Origin of the sequence: Marinobacter sp. LA51 (genome assembly GCF_030297175.1) — a bacterium.
GTDB classification, from domain to species: Bacteria; Pseudomonadota; Gammaproteobacteria; order Pseudomonadales; family Oleiphilaceae; genus Marinobacter; species Marinobacter apostichopi.
The window spans coordinates 473543-492461 of the sequence record NZ_AP028070.1 but is presented as its reverse complement, the minus strand read 5'-3'; the positions used below and the strand labels follow the sequence as shown (position 1 = coordinate 492461).

At 58.7% G+C, this 18919-nt stretch carries 18 protein-coding genes; 4 read left to right on the top strand and 14 right to left on the bottom strand.

All coding sequences use genetic code 11. The annotated features are described in order from the left end of the window. Positions 1 to 37: 37 nt before the first annotated feature. Positions 38 to 517, bottom strand: coding sequence for a sigma D regulator (gene rsd / locus QUE89_RS02185; RefSeq protein WP_286221663.1), 480 nt, complete (start codon positions 515 to 517; stop codon positions 38 to 40). A gap of 100 nt (positions 518 to 617) precedes the next feature. Beyond that, complete coding sequence (locus QUE89_RS02180) at positions 618 to 1124, bottom strand: disulfide bond formation protein B (protein ID WP_286221662.1); 507 nt, start codon at positions 1122 to 1124, stop codon at positions 618 to 620. 123 nt (positions 1125 to 1247) lie between these two features. Here QUE89_RS02180 and QUE89_RS02175 point away from each other — a divergent pair, with 123 nt between their 5' ends. Next, the gene (locus tag QUE89_RS02175) at positions 1248 to 1691 is read left to right on the top strand and encodes a flagellar basal body-associated FliL family protein (protein ID WP_286221661.1); all 444 of its coding nucleotides are present in this window, start codon (positions 1248 to 1250) and stop codon (positions 1689 to 1691) included. Between the two features lie 17 nt (positions 1692 to 1708). Here the strand turns inward: QUE89_RS02175 and rmf are convergent, their stop codons facing one another. The 4 genes from rmf to QUE89_RS02155 form a co-directional block, all read right to left on the bottom strand. Then, positions 1709 to 1927: a ribosome modulation factor gene (gene rmf, locus QUE89_RS02170; RefSeq protein WP_286221660.1), complete on the bottom strand. Its 219-nt coding sequence runs from the start codon at positions 1925 to 1927 to the stop codon at positions 1709 to 1711. A gap of 115 nt (positions 1928 to 2042) precedes the next feature. Beyond that, positions 2043 to 3602 carry a glutamate--cysteine ligase gene (gene gshA, locus QUE89_RS02165; protein ID WP_286221659.1) on the bottom strand — a complete coding sequence of 520 codons (1560 nt, stop codon included), beginning with the start codon at positions 3600 to 3602 and terminating at the stop codon, positions 2043 to 2045. A 75-nt stretch (positions 3603 to 3677) separates the two neighbouring features. Then, positions 3678 to 6014 carry a Tex family protein gene (locus QUE89_RS02160; RefSeq protein WP_286221658.1) on the bottom strand — a complete coding sequence of 779 codons (2337 nt, stop codon included), beginning with the start codon at positions 6012 to 6014 and terminating at the stop codon, positions 3678 to 3680. Positions 6015 to 6069: 55 nt separating this feature from the next. Further along, positions 6070 to 7806: a GGDEF/EAL domain-containing response regulator gene (locus QUE89_RS02155; protein ID WP_286221657.1), complete on the bottom strand. Its 1737-nt coding sequence runs from the start codon at positions 7804 to 7806 to the stop codon at positions 6070 to 6072. 144 nt (positions 7807 to 7950) lie between these two features. On the opposite strand from QUE89_RS02155, the gene rep reads away from it, so the two are divergent. Continuing rightward, a complete protein-coding gene (gene rep / locus QUE89_RS02150; RefSeq protein WP_286221656.1) occupies positions 7951 to 9969 on the top strand; it encodes a DNA helicase Rep in 2019 nt (672 codons plus the stop codon). Positions 9970 to 10110: 141 nt separating this feature from the next. Here rep and QUE89_RS02145 read toward each other — a convergent pair whose 3' ends face one another. Continuing rightward, on the bottom strand, positions 10111 to 10524 hold the full coding sequence (locus QUE89_RS02145) for a c-type cytochrome (protein WP_286221655.1): 414 nt from the start codon (positions 10522 to 10524) through the stop codon (positions 10111 to 10113). A 202-nt stretch (positions 10525 to 10726) separates the two neighbouring features. Here QUE89_RS02145 and QUE89_RS02140 point away from each other — a divergent pair, with 202 nt between their 5' ends. Further along, positions 10727 to 11065: a hypothetical protein gene (locus QUE89_RS02140; protein ID WP_286221654.1), complete on the top strand. Its 339-nt coding sequence runs from the start codon at positions 10727 to 10729 to the stop codon at positions 11063 to 11065. A gap of 10 nt (positions 11066 to 11075) precedes the next feature. After that, positions 11076 to 12194, top strand: coding sequence for a phospholipase A (locus tag QUE89_RS02135; RefSeq protein WP_286221653.1), 1119 nt, complete (start codon positions 11076 to 11078; stop codon positions 12192 to 12194). A gap of 158 nt (positions 12195 to 12352) precedes the next feature. Here QUE89_RS02135 and QUE89_RS02130 read toward each other — a convergent pair whose 3' ends face one another. The 7 genes from QUE89_RS02130 to QUE89_RS02100 all read right to left on the bottom strand — a co-directional run bounded on the left by QUE89_RS02130 (position 12353) and on the right by QUE89_RS02100 (position 18911). After that, a complete protein-coding gene (locus QUE89_RS02130; protein WP_286221652.1) occupies positions 12353 to 13705 on the bottom strand; it encodes a phosphohexomutase domain-containing protein in 1353 nt (450 codons plus the stop codon). Between the two features lie 9 nt (positions 13706 to 13714). Continuing rightward, the gene (bfr, locus tag QUE89_RS02125; RefSeq protein ID WP_286221651.1) at positions 13715 to 14191 is read right to left on the bottom strand and encodes a bacterioferritin; all 477 of its coding nucleotides are present in this window, start codon (positions 14189 to 14191) and stop codon (positions 13715 to 13717) included. Positions 14192 to 14334: 143 nt separating this feature from the next. Beyond that, positions 14335 to 14541: a bacterioferritin-associated ferredoxin gene (locus QUE89_RS02120; protein ID WP_286221650.1), complete on the bottom strand. Its 207-nt coding sequence runs from the start codon at positions 14539 to 14541 to the stop codon at positions 14335 to 14337. A gap of 98 nt (positions 14542 to 14639) precedes the next feature. Next, positions 14640 to 15932 (bottom strand): Xaa-Pro dipeptidase, encoded by a 1293-nt coding sequence (pepQ, locus tag QUE89_RS02115; protein WP_286221649.1) that lies wholly within the window; start codon positions 15930 to 15932, stop codon positions 14640 to 14642. Further along, positions 15925 to 16839, bottom strand: coding sequence for a LysR family transcriptional regulator (locus tag QUE89_RS02110; RefSeq protein ID WP_286221648.1), 915 nt, complete (start codon positions 16837 to 16839; stop codon positions 15925 to 15927). The genes pepQ and QUE89_RS02110 overlap by 8 nt, the downstream gene beginning before the upstream one ends. A gap of 60 nt (positions 16840 to 16899) precedes the next feature. After that, entirely contained in the window at positions 16900 to 17916 is a 1017-nt protein-coding gene (locus tag QUE89_RS02105) for an ABC transporter ATP-binding protein (protein WP_286221647.1), read from the bottom strand. Then, complete coding sequence (locus QUE89_RS02100) at positions 17913 to 18911, bottom strand: ABC transporter ATP-binding protein (RefSeq protein WP_138440247.1); 999 nt, start codon at positions 18909 to 18911, stop codon at positions 17913 to 17915. Before QUE89_RS02100 ends, QUE89_RS02105 begins: the two co-directional genes overlap by 4 nt. Between the last annotated feature and the right edge of the window lie 8 nt (positions 18912 to 18919).

Here is an 18919-nt window from a genome sequence, read left to right as displayed (position 1 = left end):
ACCCGGTGCTGAGGCTTTTTTTTGCCAATTCCGTCGGTCAGACCGAAGCTAATTTGCCTGCATGCGCGTTGTGCAGATGCTCGATCAGAAAATCTTCCATCTCGAAACGGCTTTCCAGACTCTCACCCAATTTCGACAGTTCGCCATACAGAGCTTTGAGCTCGTCTTCGGACAACTCCTTGCCGTCCAGACGATCGTTGAAGTTCAGGGCCACCTCAGTGGTTTCCTGAATACGAGGATACAATTTGGCCGCCAGCTCCTGGCCACCGTCGTTGAAGTCCTTGGCCTCACGAACCAGCTGCTCGTAGATTTCAAAGTGCCCGGTCGAAACATAATCAACCAACACTTCACACAGGCGCACAAATTTTTCTCTCAGGGCTTCAGTCTGGGAAAAATCGTTTTCCCCGGACAGATCACAGTAATGAACCAGCAACTCCTGACGCTCTTTGAGCCAGCGGTCAATGAGCTCGCTGACTCCGCCCCATCGCTCCCTCGCATTTCGGCAATTTTCCAGCATGACGCCTGTTCTCCGCTTTATTCCGGATCTTCTGTCTCGGTCTTGATGTCTTTTCAAGTAATTTCAACTTACCCCATGGCTGCGGTCTGCCGCAACCGTTTCAGCCGGCAATGCCGTTTTTTGGCGTTGAGCGACGCAACAGCAAGGCAAGGCCGGTCACTACCAGCAGGCTAAAGAACACGGCCGTCCAGCCGGGAATGCTCAGACCCATGAAACGCCAAACCACTTCGGCACAATCACCTGTGCCTTTCAGTGCAGTAGCCAGCACCTCAAAAAACGGCAGTACCTCCAGCATGTAATCGACAGAGGGGCCGCAGGCAGGAACCTGATCCGCCGGAAGGCTCTGCAGCCAGAGCTGACGACCGGCAACACCCAGGCCCGCGCCGGCCATCACGGCCAGCAGCAGACCGTAGATGCGCACACCCAGGCCAGAAGGGCCATGTAACACCGCCATCAGACTGACCAGACCTGCGCCCATGAACCCAAAGCGCTGGAGCCAGCACAGCGGGCAGGGCTCGAGCCCCATCACGTATTGCATGTAAAAGGCGACACCCAGTAACCCGGCGCACACCAGAAAAATAAGTCCGAACACCTGCCTGCTTGTCAAAACAACACCTCGGATAAACGAATTGAACCTGCATCCACCCACAGGGCCTGCTATTCTCGGTCCCATCGGTGGCATCATTGTTGATCGGCCACTTAACCCTAAACCATGACCAACTTCAAGCTTATGACACTTCAGCCAAAACTCGCCCTGACCTTGTTGCTTCTCTTATGCTCACTGGTGGCCACACCACTGGCCGCCGAGGAGCCCGAAGAAGAAGAGGAAGCCGTCGAGGAAGATCGCATTACTGCCTATATTGCCATGGACCCGCCGTTCGTGACCCACATCGGCACGCCGGGCACCAAGGTGACCTATCTCAAGGCCTCAGTCAGCCTTCGGGTTGCCAGTACTGGCGCCCAACCGGCGCTGGACGCACACATGCCGAGACTGCGCCATGAGCTGGTCATGCTGCTTGGTGAGCAAACGGACAGCGAGCGGCTGACAGCCCTGGAAGGCCAGCAGGCTCTGCGAGAGGAAGCGACAACCCGGATCAATCAGGTGCTGGAAGAGCAACAAACCGGTGAAAGCATCACCGGCGTGCTGTTTACTGAATTCGTGGTGCAGAAGTAGCGCGGAGATTAACAGGTTCAGGCGATGCGGGAGAACAAATCGTTGTCCTGCACTGCCTGCCTTTCCCGGGCGACCTGATCGGCGTCGTCCCAACCCGCTTCCCAGGCGGCAATGACCACATCACCGCGGTACGGGCAACGGGCCTTATCCATGCCCATCGAGGCTGCCATATAACCCTGTCGATAGGCCTTATTGAGCGCCTCTACTTCCCAGCCGAGCTTGATATCCCTTGGCATGACGCCATCCCCTGTTGTCCCTGTGATTACAAAAACTAACAGTCGGCCTGAGACCTGACAAACAGTTTGTCTGGATTCTGTGAGTCAGGTCCGCCCAAGCTGCGAGACCCCGGCCTCAAGCCTTCAGGTACTGGTCCAGGAACACGCCAAACGGCGGCTGATCCACATCTTCCATGCGGGCCTGATCCGCCAGGGATTGCTCGGTCATGGCCTGGAACGATGCCTGCATTTCCGGTGACAGACCTTCCTCGCGAAGGGTCTGCTGGTGTTGGCGGGATTGCTCCATCACCCACTCCCGATGGCCCAACCCGGATTCCCGCATGGCATCCACTACCTGGGACGACGGCACCGACCAGACGCCAAGCTCCGGCATTTTTCCGCGCTGCTCGGCCAGTGCGTTGCGATAGGTGTCGGTTCCGGTCCAGCTGTCCAGCAATTCCGCCAGCGGCTCCAGTTGGTCAAAGAGGGCTGTTGCTGCGTCACCCACTGGCTTGCGCGCACCACCCTGGCACAAGTTGAGTTCTCGGTTACGGCCCTGGGCAACCACATCTTTGTAGTTGTCATCCAGCCGCTCGCACTCATCGTCGCCGATACGCGGGCTGTCAGTCAGCAGGCAATCCAGCAGGAACAGGTCCAAAAAGTCGATCTGGGCGGCATTGACACCTTCCGGCGAGAACGGATCCAAATCCAGGCAACGAACTTCGATGTACTCGACGCCGCGGGCCTCGAGCGCCTGAATCGGCTTTTCTCCGCTTTCGGCAGTCCGCTTCGGGCGCACCGCGCTGTAGTACTCGTTTTCAATCTGCAGCACGCTGGTGTTGATCTGGATGAACTGGTCATCGCGACGAACCCCGATCTTTTCATAGGCCGGCCAGGGCGTGTGGATGGCCCGGTCGAGGGTCTGGGTATAGGTGCTCAGTTCGTTGAAACAGATATTGAGCGACGATTGCGCATTGTTGTGGTAGCCCAAATCGCCCATCCGCAGGGAAGTCGCATCCTGGCCGAACCAGGTACGGTCATCTAGCCGGCTAAGCTTGTGGCTGGTGTCGGCAACGAAACTGGCATCCAGGGCCGGGGACGAGCCGAACAGCAGCATCAACAGCCAGCTGCGACGACGGAAATTGCGGATCAGCCAGAAGTACTGATCAGATTTGAAGTCCTTGAGGCTTTGCTGGTTACCCAGCGCTTGCTGCCAGATCTGCCAGAAGCTGTCGGGCAGCGACAGGTTGTAATGGGCGCCAGCGATGCTCTGCATCATCCGGCCATAACGCACCGCCAGGCCCTGACGATAGACATGCTTCAGGCGACCGATGTTGGAGCTGCCGTATTCGGCAATGGGAATGCTGGCATCGCCGTCCAGTTCGCAGGGCATACTAGCGGCCCAGAACACTTCGTCACCGAGATTCTGCTGCACAAACCGGTGGATGTTGCGAAGCGACTCCAGCATTTCATCGGTACTTGAGCATACCGGCGTAATCAGCTCCAGCAGCGCTTCCGAATAATCGGTGGTGATGCTCGGATGGGTCAGGGCCGACCCCAACGCCTTCGGGTGCGGGGTCTGAGCAATAAAGCCGTTGCGATCAACGCGCAGGCCTTCCTTTTCGACGCCTTTACGAAAACCCTGCCAGTCACTGGCGGCAAACTGGCGAAAAACAGAATGGCGGGACTCAGCCATGGTGAACTCCTGCTGCGACCGGCGCAGTCTCGTGAACCGCGCCGATCGATGAAAAGATAGAAAACCGGTTAACGGCTATCCTTTGCGGGCCGAGGCCAGAGCCTGGGCCAATGCACCCGCCATGGCGCCCTGCTGTTGTTTCTGACCGCCGCCGCTCTGGCGTGAATTCCGGCTGCCGGTCTTCTGTTCGGTACGGGCACGCCCGCTACCGGCTGGCTTGCCATCGTTCTTTTCACCCGGCTGATCGTCCATACGCATGGACAGGGCAATTCGCTTGCGGGGGATATCCACGTCCATCACTTTGACCTTGACGATATCCCCGGCTTTCACGACTTCCCGCGGATCCTTCACGAAAGTATGGGACAGCGCAGAAATGTGTACCAGCCCGTCCTGGTGAACTCCAATGTCCACGAACGCACCGAAGTTGGTGACGTTGGTCACCGAGCCTTCCAGCACCATACCTGGCTTCAGGTCACTCAGGGTTTCCACGCCTTCCTCGAAACTGGCGAAGCGGAATTCCGGGCGCGGGTCCCTGCCCGGCTTCTCCAGTTCGGAGATGATGTCTTTAATAGTCGGCAACCCGAATTGTTCTGTTACGTAATCCTTCGGATTCAGACCACGCAGGAACGACGAATCACCCACAATGTCCTCGACCTTACGTTGATTCTTGGCGGCAATCGCCTCCACCACACCGTAGGCTTCAGGGTGCACCGACGAGCGGTCCAGGGGATTATCGCCACTGGCAATCCGCAGGAAACCGGCGGCCTGCTCAAAGGTGCGATCGCCCAGGCGGGACACCTTCAGCAGCTGCTTGCGGTTGTTAAACAGACCATTCTGGCTGCGGAAATCAACGATGTTCTGGGCGATGCTCTGGTTCAGGCCAGACACCCGTGCCAACAAGGGCACGGAGGCCGTGTTCAGATCGACACCCACACCGTTTACACAGTCTTCCACCACGGCATCCAGGCTGCGGGACAGCTGCACCTGAGACACGTCGTGCTGGTACTGGCCTACGCCGATGGACTTGGGCTCGATCTTCACCAGCTCGGCCAGAGGATCCTGCAGGCGGCGGGCGATGGACACGGCACCGCGAATGGTGACGTCCAGGTCCGGCAGCTCGCGGGAAGCGAATTCGGAAGCGGAATAGATAGAGGCCCCGGACTCACTGACCACGATGCGCGCCAGCTTCAGTTCCGGGTAGCGCTTGCACAGGTCGGCCACCAGCTTCTCGGTTTCCCGGGATGCGGTGCCGTTGCCGATCGCCACCAGCTCAATCTTGTAGTCGCGACACCAGCGAGCCAATTGCTCAATCGACTGGTCCCACTGGTTCTTCGGGGCATGGGGGTATATCGCGCCGTGGCCCACCACCTGGCTGGTGCCATCGATCACCGCCACTTTCACCCCGGTCCGAAGCCCGGGGTCCAGCCCCAGGGTTGGACGCGGACCAGCCGGCGCCAACAGCAGCAGATCTTTCAGGTTGGCGGCAAAGACGTTGATCGCCTCAGATTCCGCGGCTTCGCGTACCTGGGCCATCAGGTCGGTTTCGATCTGGGTCGACAGTTTTACCCGCCAGGTCCAGCGCACCACTTCTGACAGCCATTTGTCGGCCGCCCGGCCGCTGTCCCGGAGATTCCAGTGGGCGGCAATGCGCTGCTCGGCCGGATGTGGCTGTTTGCGATTGTCTTCAACATCACCGACCACAATGGTAAACGCCAGGATGCCTTCGTTGCGGCCACGCAGAATGGCGAGGGCCCGGTGCGATGGCACCTTCTTGAGCGGCTCGACGTGATCAAAATAATCCCGGAACTTCGCGCCCTCAGTTTCCTTGCCCTCAATCACCGACACCTTTAACTGACCTTCCTGCCAGATGAAATCACGCAGACTGCCCAGCAGCTCGGCATCTTCCGCGAAGCGCTCCATGAGGATATAGCGGGCGCCGTCCAGCGCGCCCTTGGTGTCTTCAATACCGGCTTCTTTATTCAGATAGCCCTGGGCGGTGGCCTCGGGCTCCAGCGTCGGATCTTCAAGCAGGGCGTCCGCCAATGGCTCCAGACCGGCCTCACGGGCAATCTGGGCCTTGGTGCGACGCTTGGGCTTGTACGGCAGGTACAGATCTTCCAGGCGATTCTTGGTGTCGGCACCGTCGATACTGGCGCGCAGCTCGTCGGTCAGCTTGCCCTGCTCGTCGATGCTGTTGAGGATGGTGCTCCGCCGGTCTTCGAGCTCGCGCAGGTAACGCAGCCGCTCTTCCAGGTTACGCAGCTGGCTGTCGTCCAGCGAGCCGGTAACCTCTTTCCGGTAACGGGCGATAAACGGAACGGTTGCACCCTCGTCGAGCATTTCGACGGTGGCATTGACCTGTTGCTCACGAACGCCGAGTTCGTCGGCGATGCGCCTGGAAATACTGTTCATGCAACCTCTGTTAAATAGGATCGGTATCGGATTAAAGAAGGAAAGGTACAGCGGCTTATCGTTGCAGGCAAGCAGCCTGTCCGCGGTTGCGCAGGAATTGCACCAGGTCTTTCCACGGCATGGGCCGGGCGTAATAGTAACCCTGGATCTCATCGCAGTGTTGGTCGCGCAGGAACTCCAGCTGTCCCTCGGTTTCCACACCCTCGGCAACCACGCTGATCTGCAGGCTGTGGGCCAGGCTGATGATGGCCCGAATGATGTGTTCGGCGTCCGCAGAATGGCCCAGTTCCTGAATAAACGACTTATCGATTTTCACCAGCGATATGGGCAGGTGCTGAAGGTTGCTGAGCGAGGAGAAGCCGGTACCAAAATCGTCCAGCGCGAAGCTGATACCCAGTTGATTGAGTTCCCGCAGACAGCGCTGGGCGTAGTCCAGATCGTGCATCATGGCACTTTCAGTGAGCTCCAGCTCCAACAGACTGGTATCAACATTGGCGTTGAAGATGATCCGGAATATGGTCTCAGTCATCTTGCGATCGTGGAACTGGCGGAACGACAGGTTCACCGCGAACACCAGTCCCGGGAAACCAAGATCTGCAGATTCCCGGAGCCTTTGGCAGGCCTGCTCGATCACCCAGTAACCGATCGGCACAATCAGGCCACTGCGTTCCGCCACCGGTATGAACTCGTCGGGCCCTACCAGACCCCGCTCCGGATGGTTCCAGCGCAATAGGCACTCGACACCGCGCACTTCATCGGTGGCCAGATCGATCCGGGGCTGATAATACAATTCCAGCTCCCGGCCCCGGAGGGCATGGCGCAGATCCCCCTCCAGCCGAAGCTGGTGGCCGGCGGAAATGTGCAGCTGATGATCATAGAAACGGTAGCTGGATCCCGGCTCCCGCTTGGCTTCGAACGTGGCGCGGTTGGCCCGCCGGAGCAGGTTCTCGGCATTATCACCGGACTCCGGGTAGGTCGCCACGCCAACGCTGGCACTCAACCCAATGACCTGACCACTGACCGTGATGGGCTCATCCAGGGCACCGATCACTTTCCGGATAATGTGGGCAACATCGAGGGAGTCCTCGACCTGTTCAACAATGATGGCCAGCTCATCGCCACCAATGCGCATCAGCGAATCCACCCGCCGAAGGGTATGCCGCAGCCGTTCAGCCAGTTTCAGCATTAACTGATCACCGTTCTGATAGCCGAAGGATTCGTTGATGCTGCGGAAATCGTCGATATTCAGATGCAACAATGCCAGGCGATGCTCGCCCCGTTCGGCCCGCAACAAGGATTGTTGCAGCCGGTCGAAGAACAGATCCCGATTGATGAAGCCTGTAGCAACCGCACTGCCAAGCTGGGTGTGCGACGACTCGGACAGCTGGCTCCGGTACCAGAGACTCTTGACCGCCCGGCACAGGTTCCAGTGATCCAGGGTTTGCCGACACAAATAGTCGTCCGCACCAACCGCCAGGAGTTCCGGCGCGCGTTCCTCGGCCGGTTCGGCACTCAGGGCCAGTACCGGCTTCTCATTGCTGGCCACGGCCAGGTATTGCAGAAAGGCTGGTTCGGAGCCGCCGTGAAATACGCAGTCCCAGATAATAACGTCAAAGCTGGCGTTGTGAATCAGGTCGTCACAATCAATCAGGTCCGGGCACCAGATGATGTCAGGTTCGAATTCCCGATCCCGGGACAGGTAATCGTGCAGCCAGAGGTAGTCTGAATAGTCCGGAATGAGGAGCAACAGCCGCAGCTGACTTCGCCGTATCATTTCCAGGGGAAGCGTCATTTAGCAGAATCCATGGTTGCGTGAGCGTCCGAATCCGTCCCATGTAGAATAGACGATACACGGTCAAGGTACAGAAAGTCCTGCTGGTGTAGAATACACCAAACGTTCGATAGTCCCCTTTTGTCCAATTCTGGCCCCTTATTTGTGAACAAGCTCAACCCGAGACAAAGTGAAGCGGTACGCTACGCCGATGGTCCCCTGTTGGTCCTGGCCGGCGCCGGCAGTGGCAAAACCAGTGTTATCACCCGGAAGATCGCCTATCTGATTGAACAGCTGGGCATTCCCGGCCGCCACATTGCCGCCGTAACCTTCACCAACAAAGCCGCCCGGGAAATGAAAGAGCGGGTCGGGCGCATCGTCGACCGCAAACTCACCCGGGGCCTGATCGTCTCAACCTTTCATAACCTGGGTCTGAACATGATCCGGGAAGAGCACATGCACCTGGGTTACTACCCCGGTTTCTCGATCTTCGATGCCGAAGACGCCAAAGCCCTGCTGCAGGACCTGATGCTGCACGAAGGCAGCACCGATGCCGGTGACGAACTGAACGATGTCCAGATGACCATTTCATCCTGGAAGAACGCCCTTCGCAGCCCGAGCGAGGCCCTAAGCAAAGCGGCGGACGAACGAGAACAACGCATTGCACTGATTTATAAGAAGTATAACGAATATTTGAAAGCCTACAATGCGGTTGATTTCGACGATCTGATTTTGCTGCCGGTGCAGCTGTTCCGCAGCAACCCGGAAGTACTGGCGAAATGGCGGCGCAAGATCCGCTACATGCTGGTAGACGAATACCAGGACACCAACGTCTGCCAGTACGAGCTGGTCAAGTTGCTGGTAGCCGAGCGGGCCGCGTTTACCGTAGTCGGTGACGATGACCAGTCAATCTATGCCTGGCGTGGCGCCCGTCCGGAAAACCTGGAACAGCTAAAGGAAGACTTCCCCAGCCTGAAAATCGTCAAGCTGGAACAGAATTATCGCTCCACCGGCCGCATCCTGCGCAGCGCCAACACTGTGATCGCCAACAACCCGCACGTGTTCGAGAAAGCGCTGTGGAGTGACCACACCATTGGCGAGGAAATCCGGATCGTCCGCTGCCGCAGCGAAGACGCGGAGACCGAGCGGGTCGCGACCGAGATCCTGGATCAGAAACTCAAGAAGGGACTGGAATTCCGGGATTTCGCGGTGCTCTATCGGGGCAACCACCAGGCCCGGCTGCTGGAGATGAAACTGCAGGCCTACCAGATTCCGTATCGGATCTCCGGCGGCCAGTCGTTTTTCTCCAAGAACGAGATCAAGGACGCGATGTCCTACCTCCGTCTGCTGATCAATCCGGACGATGACGCCGCTTTTCTCCGGGTAGTTAACGTGCCGCGCCGGGAAATCGGCCCGCGCACGCTCGAACAATTGAGCCACTATGCCCGGGCTCGCAATGTCAGCCTCTTCAAGTCCCTGGGCGACATGGGAGCGGAAACTCATGTCACCGAGAAAGGCCTGGACCGACTGCGCCGCTTTGCCCATTGGGTCGATGCCACCTGCGAGCGCCTGCACGGTGAAGACCCGATTCCGGTGATCAAGCAGCTGTTCACCGACATTGAGTATGAGGAGTGGTTGCACCAGCACTCGGGCACGCCGAAACAGGCTGAACGCCGGATGGAGAACATCTGGTACCTGGTGGAGTCGATCCAGCGCATGCTCGATGACGGCAAGGGCACCGCTGACGAACTGGGCATTGAAGACGCCATCACCAAACTCATCCTGCGCGATATGATGGAGCAACGGGAGGAGGACGACGACAGCGACAAGGTTCAGCTGCTGACCCTGCACGCCTCTAAGGGCCTGGAGTTTCCCCACGTATTTATCATGGGACTGGAAGAGGAAATCCTTCCGCACCGCAGCAGCATCGAGGAAGGCAACATCGAAGAAGAACGCCGGCTGATGTATGTCGGCATCACCCGGGCCCGGGAAACCCTGACCCTGACCTACGCCGCCGCGCGCCGCCAGTACGGGGAAAAGATCGAAACCATTCCCAGCCGGTTCCTGGACGAGCTTCCAGACGAGGATCTGAAGTGGGAGGGCCAGGGCGATCTCGACGTCGAGGCCAACCAGAAGAAAGGCAAGGCCACCCTCAGCGCCTTGCTTGGAGACCTTGGGGCCTGAACTGCCAATGCGCGGATGGAGCTGAGTCACCTCCCGGCACGTTGAGCCTAAAACCCCTTCGACTAGTCGAGGCCGTAGCAACCGCAGCCCATAAAAAAGCCCCCGCAATGCGGGGGCTTTTCATTACTACCGAAGAGCAGCTTACTTACTCTCTGACACCAGATACTCAACCGCGCTGGCGATTTCTTCATCGGGGCAGCTGGCACAACCACCTTTCGCAGGCATGGCATTGAAGCCATTGACCGCGTGGTTGATCAGGGTTTCCATGCCCTTGTCGATGCGAGGAGCCCAGGCTGCGGCATCACCCTTCTTGGGTGCGCCGGCGGCACCGGTGTTGTGACACGCCATGCACACGGCGTCATACACTTCCGGGCCAGGGCGAGGACCAGAGCTGGCAGTCTGGGTTGGCGCAGCAGCGGCACCACACTCGTCACCCTGCATGCATACTTCGCCAACCGGCGCGATGCGTGAGCGAATTTCATCTTCAACATTTGCCATCACGGCACCGGCGGTAAGGCCGAAACCAAGTAGCACGACGGCCAGGACTCTCTTCATCTTCACAATGCACCTCGCATTAGAGCGTTATAATCTTTTGATGTCCGCATTATAGCGACTGAGCCCGGGCAAAAAAACCAAACTGCAAAATCCTTGCTTGAATTCAATCGCTTTCATTGCCATTTCGTAAATCAAACAGCGTTTTGCCGGCATTCCGGCTACCATAGTGACGCTTTTAACTCAGGATTTCAGGAATCGCTAAATGTCCCAGCCCGACACCCCTTCACGCCACCCGTTGCGCAAGCCTTTACTGATCGCCGAATTCACCGCCCTGGCCATTTTGCTGGCCTCCATGGGCTGGTTCTCAAGCTACACCGGTGATGGCGGCACGCTGGACGCAGCTTGGCTTCTGATACCCGCCTTGGCAAGCCTGGGTGTGTTTCTCAGTTTCATCGGGCTGATGTATTTGCGATGGGTAGCGGCAGCAGATACTGCCAACCGTTTTCGCCACAAAGTCATTTTCTCTTTGCTGGCGGTTACTCTTATCAGTGTTTGGGTATACGGCATTGCCAACACCTGGTTCAGCCTGAACGCCAGTTAAGGACCTCATCATGCGTGTACAGCTTTCTGCTTTTACGGCTTTTGGTCTGGCCCTGGTTGCCGGCACCGCCAGTGCCGAGGGCACTGACTCAGGGGACAACAGCGCCCAGCCCAAGCCGCTCACCGCGGAAGAATGCGCGCTGATCGAAAACGGCGTTCGCCGGCTGGCCTGTTACGACCGGGTTCTGGACCCGGGCAAGGCCCGGCAGAATGCCGAGCCGGAAAAGGTTAAGCAGGTTGAGCAGGAGGCCGATAAGACCCTACCCTCCCGGGAAACCGCCGTGAAGGACATGACTGGGGATGGCGATAGCAATGAAGGCGTGATGACCACCATTGTCGACCGCTACATTGCTGCAGAGAAGGCAGTATTCTCGTTCTCCGGAAGTTTTGTCGGGTACCGGCCGACCTATATTCTGCCGCTAACCTGGGTGAAAGATCCCAATTCCAATCCGACCAGTCCGCGCCTGGGCGCCTCAGGTTACGATTATGACCTGGAGCGGGAAGAGGCCAAATACCAGATCAGCTTCAAGGTACCGCTGCTCACCGGCATGCTGGATGACCGCACTACCATGTGGTTCGGCTACACCCAGAAGTCGTTCTGGCAGGTATACAACCAGGATGATTCCGCGCCCTTCCGGGAGACCAACTACGAACCCGAAATTTTCCTGCGCTATCAGAGCGACTTCAAGATTGGCAAGGGCACCCTGAACGCGGTTACGCTCGGCCTCAATCATCAGTCCAATGGTCAGTCCGAGCCCCGCTCCCGGAGCTGGAATCGGGTTACTGCGTCGGCCGCCTACAGCTACGATCGCTGGCTCTTCATCGTCCAGCCCTGGTTCCGGATTCCGGAGGGTGACGAGGACGACAATGAGGACATTGAACGTTATCTGGGCCACGCCAACTACACGGCGGTGTACAAGCTGACGGAAGACCGGACGTTCTCGCTGAATCTGATGAATAACCTGCGGTCGAATAATAAGACGTCGGTGGAGTTCGGGTACAGCTTCCCGATGGGGGATACGGTGAAGGGCTTTTTCCAGTACTACAACGGGTATGGGGAGAGTCTGATCGACTACAACAAGCGGACCGAGCGGTTTGGCATCGGGATTATGCTGAACGACTGGCTCTGAAGCACTCCACGCAAACGGGAGAAGGTCGATCAGTCAGGATGATGTGGCTGAAACCCGCTCAAGCACATTCATGTGGCGCTTGAGCTCCGCCATCCTTGGCTCCGCACAGTTTCAGCCACATCATCCTGCCAGCTCTCCCCGCAGCTACGAGGAGAGTCTTACTGATTCAACCGTTCCATCTCAGCAAGCAGCTCTTCGGTTTTTGCTTCCATCAGCGGAATATCCGCCCGCGATTCCACGTTCAGTCTCACCACCGGTTCGGTGTTCGACATCCGCAGGTTGAAACGCCAGTCGTCGAACTCGATGCTGACACCGTCCACGTGGCTGATGCTTTTCGCACCAACACTGTATTTGGCTTCAATAGCAGCGATCACCTTGGGGGGATCGGCGATGGTGCGGTTGATTTCGCCGCTGGCCGGGTAGGCTTCGATGCGGGCGTCGATCAACGAAGACAGGGTCTGGCCGGACTGGAGCAGGCGCTCTGCGATCAGCAGCCAGGGAATCATGCCGCTGTCGCAGTAGGCGAAGTCGCGGAAGTAGTGGTGCGCGCTCATTTCGCCACCGTAGGCCGCGTCCTCATCGCGCATGCGCTGTTTGATGAAGGCATGGCCGGTCTTGCTTTCGATGGCTTCGCCACCGGCCGAGGCGACCAGGTCGAGGGTGTTCCAGGTCAGGCGCGGGTCGTGGATAACCTTGCCACCGCCGGTTTTGCGCAGGAACTGGTCTGCCAGCAGGCCAACGATGTAGTAGCCCTCGATAAATCGGCCGTTCTCGTCGAAGAAGAAGCAGCGGTCATAGTCACCGTCCCAGGCGATGCCCATGGCGGCGCCTTCGGCGATCACGGCGTCGGCCGTCGCCGCGCGGTTTTCCGGCAGGATCGGGTTAGGCACACCGTTGGGGAAATGGCCATCCGGCTGGTGGTGCACTTTCACGAATTCGAACGGCAGGTGCTGTTCCAGCTCGTCGATCACCAGCCCTGCCCCGCCGTTGCCGGCGTTGACTGCGAGGGTCATGGGTTTGAGGGCGGTGGCGTCCACGTAACCCAGCAGGTGGTCGATGTAGGCACTCATCGCTTCCAGCGGCTCGTAGCGACCCAGCTTGGAGGCGTCGGTGAACGGCTCCAGTACGCGATCACGAATGTCGTTCAGGCCATTGTCGGAGCTGATCGGGCGGGACTGCGGCCCGACCATTTTCATGCCATTGTGGTCTTTCGGGTTGTGGCTGGCGGTGACCATGATGCCACCGTCCATGTCGTAATGGCTGGTGGCGAAATACACCATCTCGGTGCCGCACAGGCCAATGTCGAAGACGTCGGCACCAGCCGCCATCAGACCGGAGCTCAAGGCTTCGGCAATGTCAGGACTGGACAGGCGGATGTCGTACCCGACAATTACTTTCTTCGCACCGGTGATGTCCACATAGGCACGCCCGATGCGTTCAGCCAGCTCCGGATTCAGCTGATCCGGCACCCGGCCGCGCAGGTCATAAGCTTTGAAGCAAGACAGATCCATTGTCAGGTTTTACTCCGCGGCGGATGATTGCAGCTGGATGTAGTTCTGAATGCCCATCTGCGTAATCAGTTCCTGCTGGGTTTCCAGCCAGTCGATGTGCTCTTCTTCGCTGTCGAGAATGCTACGGAACAACTGTCGGCTACCGTAATCCTGGACCTGCTCGCAGTAGGCGATGGCTTCTTTCAGGTCGACGTGGGCAGTGTGCTCAATTTTCAGATCGCAGGCGATCATTTCCTCAACGTTTTCACCAATCAACAGCTTGTTGAGATCCTGCAGGTTCGGCAGCCCCTGAAGGAACAGAATGCGTTCGATCAGCTGGTCGGCGTGCTTCATCTCGTCGATGGACTCTTCGTATTCCTTGTCGGCGAGCTTGGTAATACCCCAGTCCTTGTACATGCGCGAGTGCAAAAAGTACTGGTTGATGGCGGTGAGTTCGTTGCAAAGCACTTTGTTCAGGTATTGGATAACTTTCTTATCGCCTTTCATGACCGGGCTCCTTGATGACGGATGAGTACGATTTCTTAGGATAGCCGGTTATGCGGTAATAAAAAATTGCAGGCGGGAACCAGTTGCAACAATGCCGGCCAGGGCGGCCGGCTCCAGTGGGGGCGAGTAGTGTTAAATGATGCCTAGGCCGGTTGTGCCAGCAGGTTGGCCAGCGACAGGTAGTCCGGGGTCGCCGCTTCTCTCAGGATCTCACGCGCGGTGGCGGCGCAGCGGCCACACTGAGTGCCGACACCCATTTCCTTACCCAACTGGCGCATGGAAGTGACGCCATTCTCGGCAGCTTCGCGGATTTCTCGGTCGGTGACACCGTGACAAAGGCACACGTACATAGGGCTCTCTCACTGACGACAATAAAGTGAGTGATAATTATTGTTATTTGCGTCTAGAATTACAACCCCATCGTGTTAATTTTGTGCAACCGGATGTTTCAGCCGCCCATCTCACGGGTCAGGTTGCAGGCGCCGTCAGCGGTCACCACCACGTTATCCTCTATGCGAATGCCACCGCAGCCCCGCAAATCATCAATCACCTCATGATCGAAGTGCTTCCCAAGCGGCCCCTTTAGCACTGGATCGATTAGTGACGGAATGATGTAGAGACCAGGCTCGATGGTCACCACCATGCCCTCTTCCAGGGTGCGGGTCAGGCGCAAGAACGGTGCATCAGCCGGGGACGGCTCAAGCTTGCCAGCGACATCGTGCACCTGAATTCCCAGGAAATGGCCAATACCGTGGGGAAAGAAGGCGCGGGTAATTCCCTGCTCTACCAAGGCTTCATCGTCCAGCCCCGATACCACGCCAGCTGCGTTCAACAGCGCGGCGAGACCCTGGTGGGTCTTGCGGTGGATAGCGGCGTACTCCACACCGGGCGCAACCATTTCGCACAGGCGATTCTGCAGCTGGTCCAACCCCTGCACCAGGGCCGCGAATCGGCCCTCACCGGGTGCCGGTGTGGTTCGGGTAATGTCAGAACAGTAGCCCCGAAAGCGCACGCCGGCGTCAATCAACAGGCTGCGGGGGCGCTCTGGCGCCTGGGTATCGTAATACTGGTAATGCAGGGTACCGGCGTGTTCGTTAACCCCGATAATGCTGTGGTATGGCGCTTCGGCCTCGCGCTGCCCGGTGGCCTGCTGGTAAGCCAGGCTGATGTCGAACTCGCTGCCACCGGCCAGGAATGCGTCTCGGGCGGCCCGGTGTCCGCCTACGGCAATTTCGTTGGCGCGGGCGAGACAGGCAATTTCGTAAGGTGTCTTGCGCACCCGGGTTTCGTCCAGGGCAGCCAGCAAAGGAGCCGGGTTGTGCTCGCCCGGCACGTCGGCCAGTCCGGCAGGATCACCGATCACCGCCAGCTTGCCCGACTTTTCCATCGACGGTGCGCTCCGGCCTTCGCTGAACCGTACCTCCACGACCTGCTGCCAGGGTTCTTCCGGCAATTCCAGATTGGCGTGCCAAAAGTCGACCGGCTGGTATAGCCACAGTAACGGGGTCTGGCCCGGTCGAATCAGCAACCAGCTGTGCTCCTGGCCCGCCAGTCCGGTCCAATGCAGGAACGGGCCGTAGCCCTGGAACTGCCACGACTGATCATCGCCGTAACGCATGGGGGCGGCACCGGAGCTGATCAGCAGGCTGTCGTATCCGTGCGCCTTCAGGGCCTTTTCGTAGCGTTGCTGCAGGGTCCGGATGTGATCAATCTGAAGGGACAGGATCTCGGTCTCAGGCATGTTGGCTTTCCAGGGTTGTCCAAAGGGTTAATAGGTCGTCAGAGCGGGGCTGGCGCAGTCGGATCAAACGGATTTCCAAGGGCACATCCCATTGGTCGCCGCCGGCGCGCGCCAGACTGCCAAATTGCTCGCTCTTTTCAGTCATACGCTGGGGTAGCCAGCCCATACCAAACCCCTGTTTAACCAGGGCCTTGATACTGGCGGACTGAGTATTCTCGTTCAGTGGCAGCAGATTCGCCGAGACTTTGCTGCGGCTCAGGTGGGCCTCAATCGCTGATTGCAGAAACCCGCGCGGGTGGTAGGCAATCAACGGCACCGGCTGCTCAGTGGTGCCGGGTAGCGGATACCTGGGCCGACCGGCTTCATCGGCCACACTCACCGGCACCAGGAATTCCCGGGCCAGGGTGATGAATTCATAGCGTTGCGGATCGAGCCGCTCGCCCCAGGGCAGGTCCTGATGCCAGTAACACAGCACCAGATCACATTCACCATTATCCAGGGCATCCAGAAACTGTTCACCAACCCAGTTGGTGGCTTTCAGGTTCAGTTGCAGGCGCTCAGCAAGCCCAACTTGTTGGGCCCATTGTTGGTAGAAATGGGAGAACAGACCCTGGGTAGAGCCAACACTGATGCGGGCCGAGGCCTCCGCCTCCAGATCATGGATCCGGTCGCGGGTTTCGCGAACGTCCCGGGTCACCCGTTCACACAACTCGATAAACGCCTCCCCGGCTGGGGTCAGCGACAGCGGCAACGTCTGGCGATTGATCAGCGTTGCGCCCATGGCTTCTTCGAGGAGTTTGATGCGCCGGCTGAACGTAGGCTGGCTCACGTGCTGCAACTCGGCAGCACGTGAGAAATGGCGCGTTCGGGCCAGCGCCATAAAGTCTTCTAACCAGCGTATTTCCATGGGGTCACCGGGAGGGGCAAAAAAGTATGACGGGCATCATAGCTTATCCCGGCACCCCTGTTACAACCGCCCTTCTTCGACCGCGTGGCAAGCGACCTGCGCACCTTCATCGGTGGCGATCAGCTGCGGAATCTCCTGCCGACAACGCTCGTTGGCGTAGGGGCAACGACCATGGAAAACACAGCCCGACGGCAGGTTCACCGGTGTCGGCACTTCCCCTTGCAGGCGGATGTGGTTGGGCCGGTCATCTTCAAGCTTGGGAATGGCCGACAACAGGGCCTGGGTATACGGGTGGCGCGGAGTACTGAACAGGGTCTTGGTGTCCGCCAGCTCGCACACCCGGCCCAGGTACATCACCGCCACACGGGTGCCGAAATGCTCCACCACAGCCAGGTCGTGGGTGATGAACAGGTAGGTCAGGTTGCGCTTCTCCTGAGCGTCCATCAGCAGGTTCAGCACCTGGGCCTGAATGGACACGTCGAGCGCCGAAATCGGCTCGTCCGCCACGATGAACTCCGGGTCCACCGCCAGCGCCCGCGCAATGGCAATACGCTGACGCTGGCCGCCGGAGAATTCGTGACCAAAGCGGCTGCCCCAATCCAGGTCGATACCCACGGACTGCATCACTTCACTGACCTTTTCCTTCACCCGGTCGGTATCCCAGTCCGGGTGATGGAAACGGATCGGCTCTTCCAGAGTTTGCTGGATGGTCATCCGCGGGTTCAACGACGCATAGGGATTCTGGAAAATCATCTGCATCTTGCGGCGGTACGGCAGAACCTCCTTGCCGTCCAGATTATCGATGCGCTCGCCGTCGTAGTAGATCTCGCCGCCGCTGGGCGACAACAGCCCCATCACCGTGCGCGCGACTGTGGATTTGCCGCAGCCGGACTCGCCGACCACGCACAGGGCTTCGCCTTTCTGCACCTGCAGGTCCACGCCGTTGATGGCGTGTACCGCTTCCTGCTTGCGATGAAAACGGCCCTTCTTGAACGAGATCTGCTCCAGCAGGCTGCCGGACAGGTCAAACCTCTTCTCCAGCCCGCGAATGTCGACCAGTGGGGTTTGTGAGGTCATTGTTCCGACTCCTGCATGTGTTTCTCCTGCTCAATAAGATTACTGACTTCGTAACAGGCCACATCCACATTCCCCGACCGCACATACTCGGGCATGGTGCGCTTGCACTGCTCGGTGGCGAACTTGCAACGTGGATGGAACGGGCAGCCGGTGGGGACGTTTTTCAGAGACGGCATGGAACCCGGAATCTGGAACAGCCGCTCACCCGGCTCACCCATCTGCGGCAGGGCGTTGATTAGGCCCTGGGTATACGGATGCTGGGCATCGTTGATGATTTCCCGGGTTGAGCCCTGCTCGATAATCCGGCCCGAATACATCACCAGCATGCGCTGGGTGACCTGAGACACCACACCCAGATCGTGGGTGATCAGCATCAGGGCGACGTTGTCCTGCTCACACAACTCCAGCAGCAGCGCCATGATTTCCGCCTGAATGGTCACGTCCAGGGCGGTGGTCGGCTCGTCGGCGATGATGATTTCCGGGTCGAGCAACAGCGCGATGGCAATGATCACCCGCTGGCGCATACCACCCGACAGCTCGTGCGGGTACTGATCCAGACGTTTCTCCGGCGACGGGATCTGCACCTTGTTGAGCTTGCTCAGGGCAATGGCCCGGGCGTCTTTGGTGCTGATGCGCCGATGCGCCTTGATGGCTTCAACCATCTGGGTGCCGATCGACAGCACCGGGTTCAGGGTCATCATCGGATCCTGAAAAATCATCGCGATTCGGTTGCCGCGAATCTTGCGCAGCTCGCGCTCGCTCATGGCCGCCAGGTCCTTGCCCTCGAACAAAATCTGGCCGCCGGCGATGTAGCCGGGGCGGGCAATCAGGTTGAGGATGGAGAACGCGGCCACGGATTTACCAGCACCGGATTCGCCCACCAACCCCAGGCGCTCGCCTTTGTCCAGGCTGAAGCTGATACCGCGCAGGGCGGTCAGGTCGCCGCCGCGCACGGCAAAGCGAACATCAAGATCTTTTACTTCCAGAAGTGCCATTACTTACC

Bases quoted from the DNA above. Each gene is read 5' to 3' on its own strand.
- QUE89_RS02100 (WP_138440247.1), bottom strand. From the start codon at position 18,911: ATGGCACTTCTGGAAGTAAAAGATCTTGATGTTCGCTTTGCCGTGCGC.
- QUE89_RS02105 (WP_286221647.1), bottom strand. From the start codon at position 17,916: ATGACCTCACAAACCCCACTGGTCGACATTCGCGGGCTGGAGAAGAGG.
- QUE89_RS02140 (WP_286221654.1), top strand. From the start codon at position 10,727: ATGTCCCAGCCCGACACCCCTTCACGCCACCCGTTGCGCAAGCCTTTA.
- QUE89_RS02160 (WP_286221658.1), bottom strand. From the start codon at position 6,014: ATGAACAGTATTTCCAGGCGCATCGCCGACGAACTCGGCGTTCGTGAG.
- rsd (WP_286221663.1), bottom strand. From the start codon at position 517: ATGCTGGAAAATTGCCGAAATGCGAGGGAGCGATGGGGCGGAGTCAGC.
- rmf (WP_286221660.1), bottom strand. From the start codon at position 1,927: ATGCCAAGGGATATCAAGCTCGGCTGGGAAGTAGAGGCGCTCAATAAG.
- gshA (WP_286221659.1), bottom strand. From the start codon at position 3,602: ATGGCTGAGTCCCGCCATTCTGTTTTTCGCCAGTTTGCCGCCAGTGAC.
- pepQ (WP_286221649.1), bottom strand. From the start codon at position 15,932: ATGCCTGAGACCGAGATCCTGTCCCTTCAGATTGATCACATCCGGACC.
- QUE89_RS02120 (WP_286221650.1), bottom strand. From the start codon at position 14,541: ATGTACGTGTGCCTTTGTCACGGTGTCACCGACCGAGAAATCCGCGAA.
- QUE89_RS02130 (WP_286221652.1), bottom strand. From the start codon at position 13,705: ATGGATCTGTCTTGCTTCAAAGCTTATGACCTGCGCGGCCGGGTGCCG.
- bfr (WP_286221651.1), bottom strand. From the start codon at position 14,191: ATGAAAGGCGATAAGAAAGTTATCCAATACCTGAACAAAGTGCTTTGC.
- QUE89_RS02135 (WP_286221653.1), top strand. From the start codon at position 11,076: ATGCGTGTACAGCTTTCTGCTTTTACGGCTTTTGGTCTGGCCCTGGTT.
- QUE89_RS02110 (WP_286221648.1), bottom strand. From the start codon at position 16,839: ATGGAAATACGCTGGTTAGAAGACTTTATGGCGCTGGCCCGAACGCGC.
- QUE89_RS02145 (WP_286221655.1), bottom strand. From the start codon at position 10,524: ATGAAGAGAGTCCTGGCCGTCGTGCTACTTGGTTTCGGCCTTACCGCC.
- QUE89_RS02155 (WP_286221657.1), bottom strand. From the start codon at position 7,806: ATGACGCTTCCCCTGGAAATGATACGGCGAAGTCAGCTGCGGCTGTTG.
- QUE89_RS02175 (WP_286221661.1), top strand. From the start codon at position 1,248: ATGACACTTCAGCCAAAACTCGCCCTGACCTTGTTGCTTCTCTTATGC.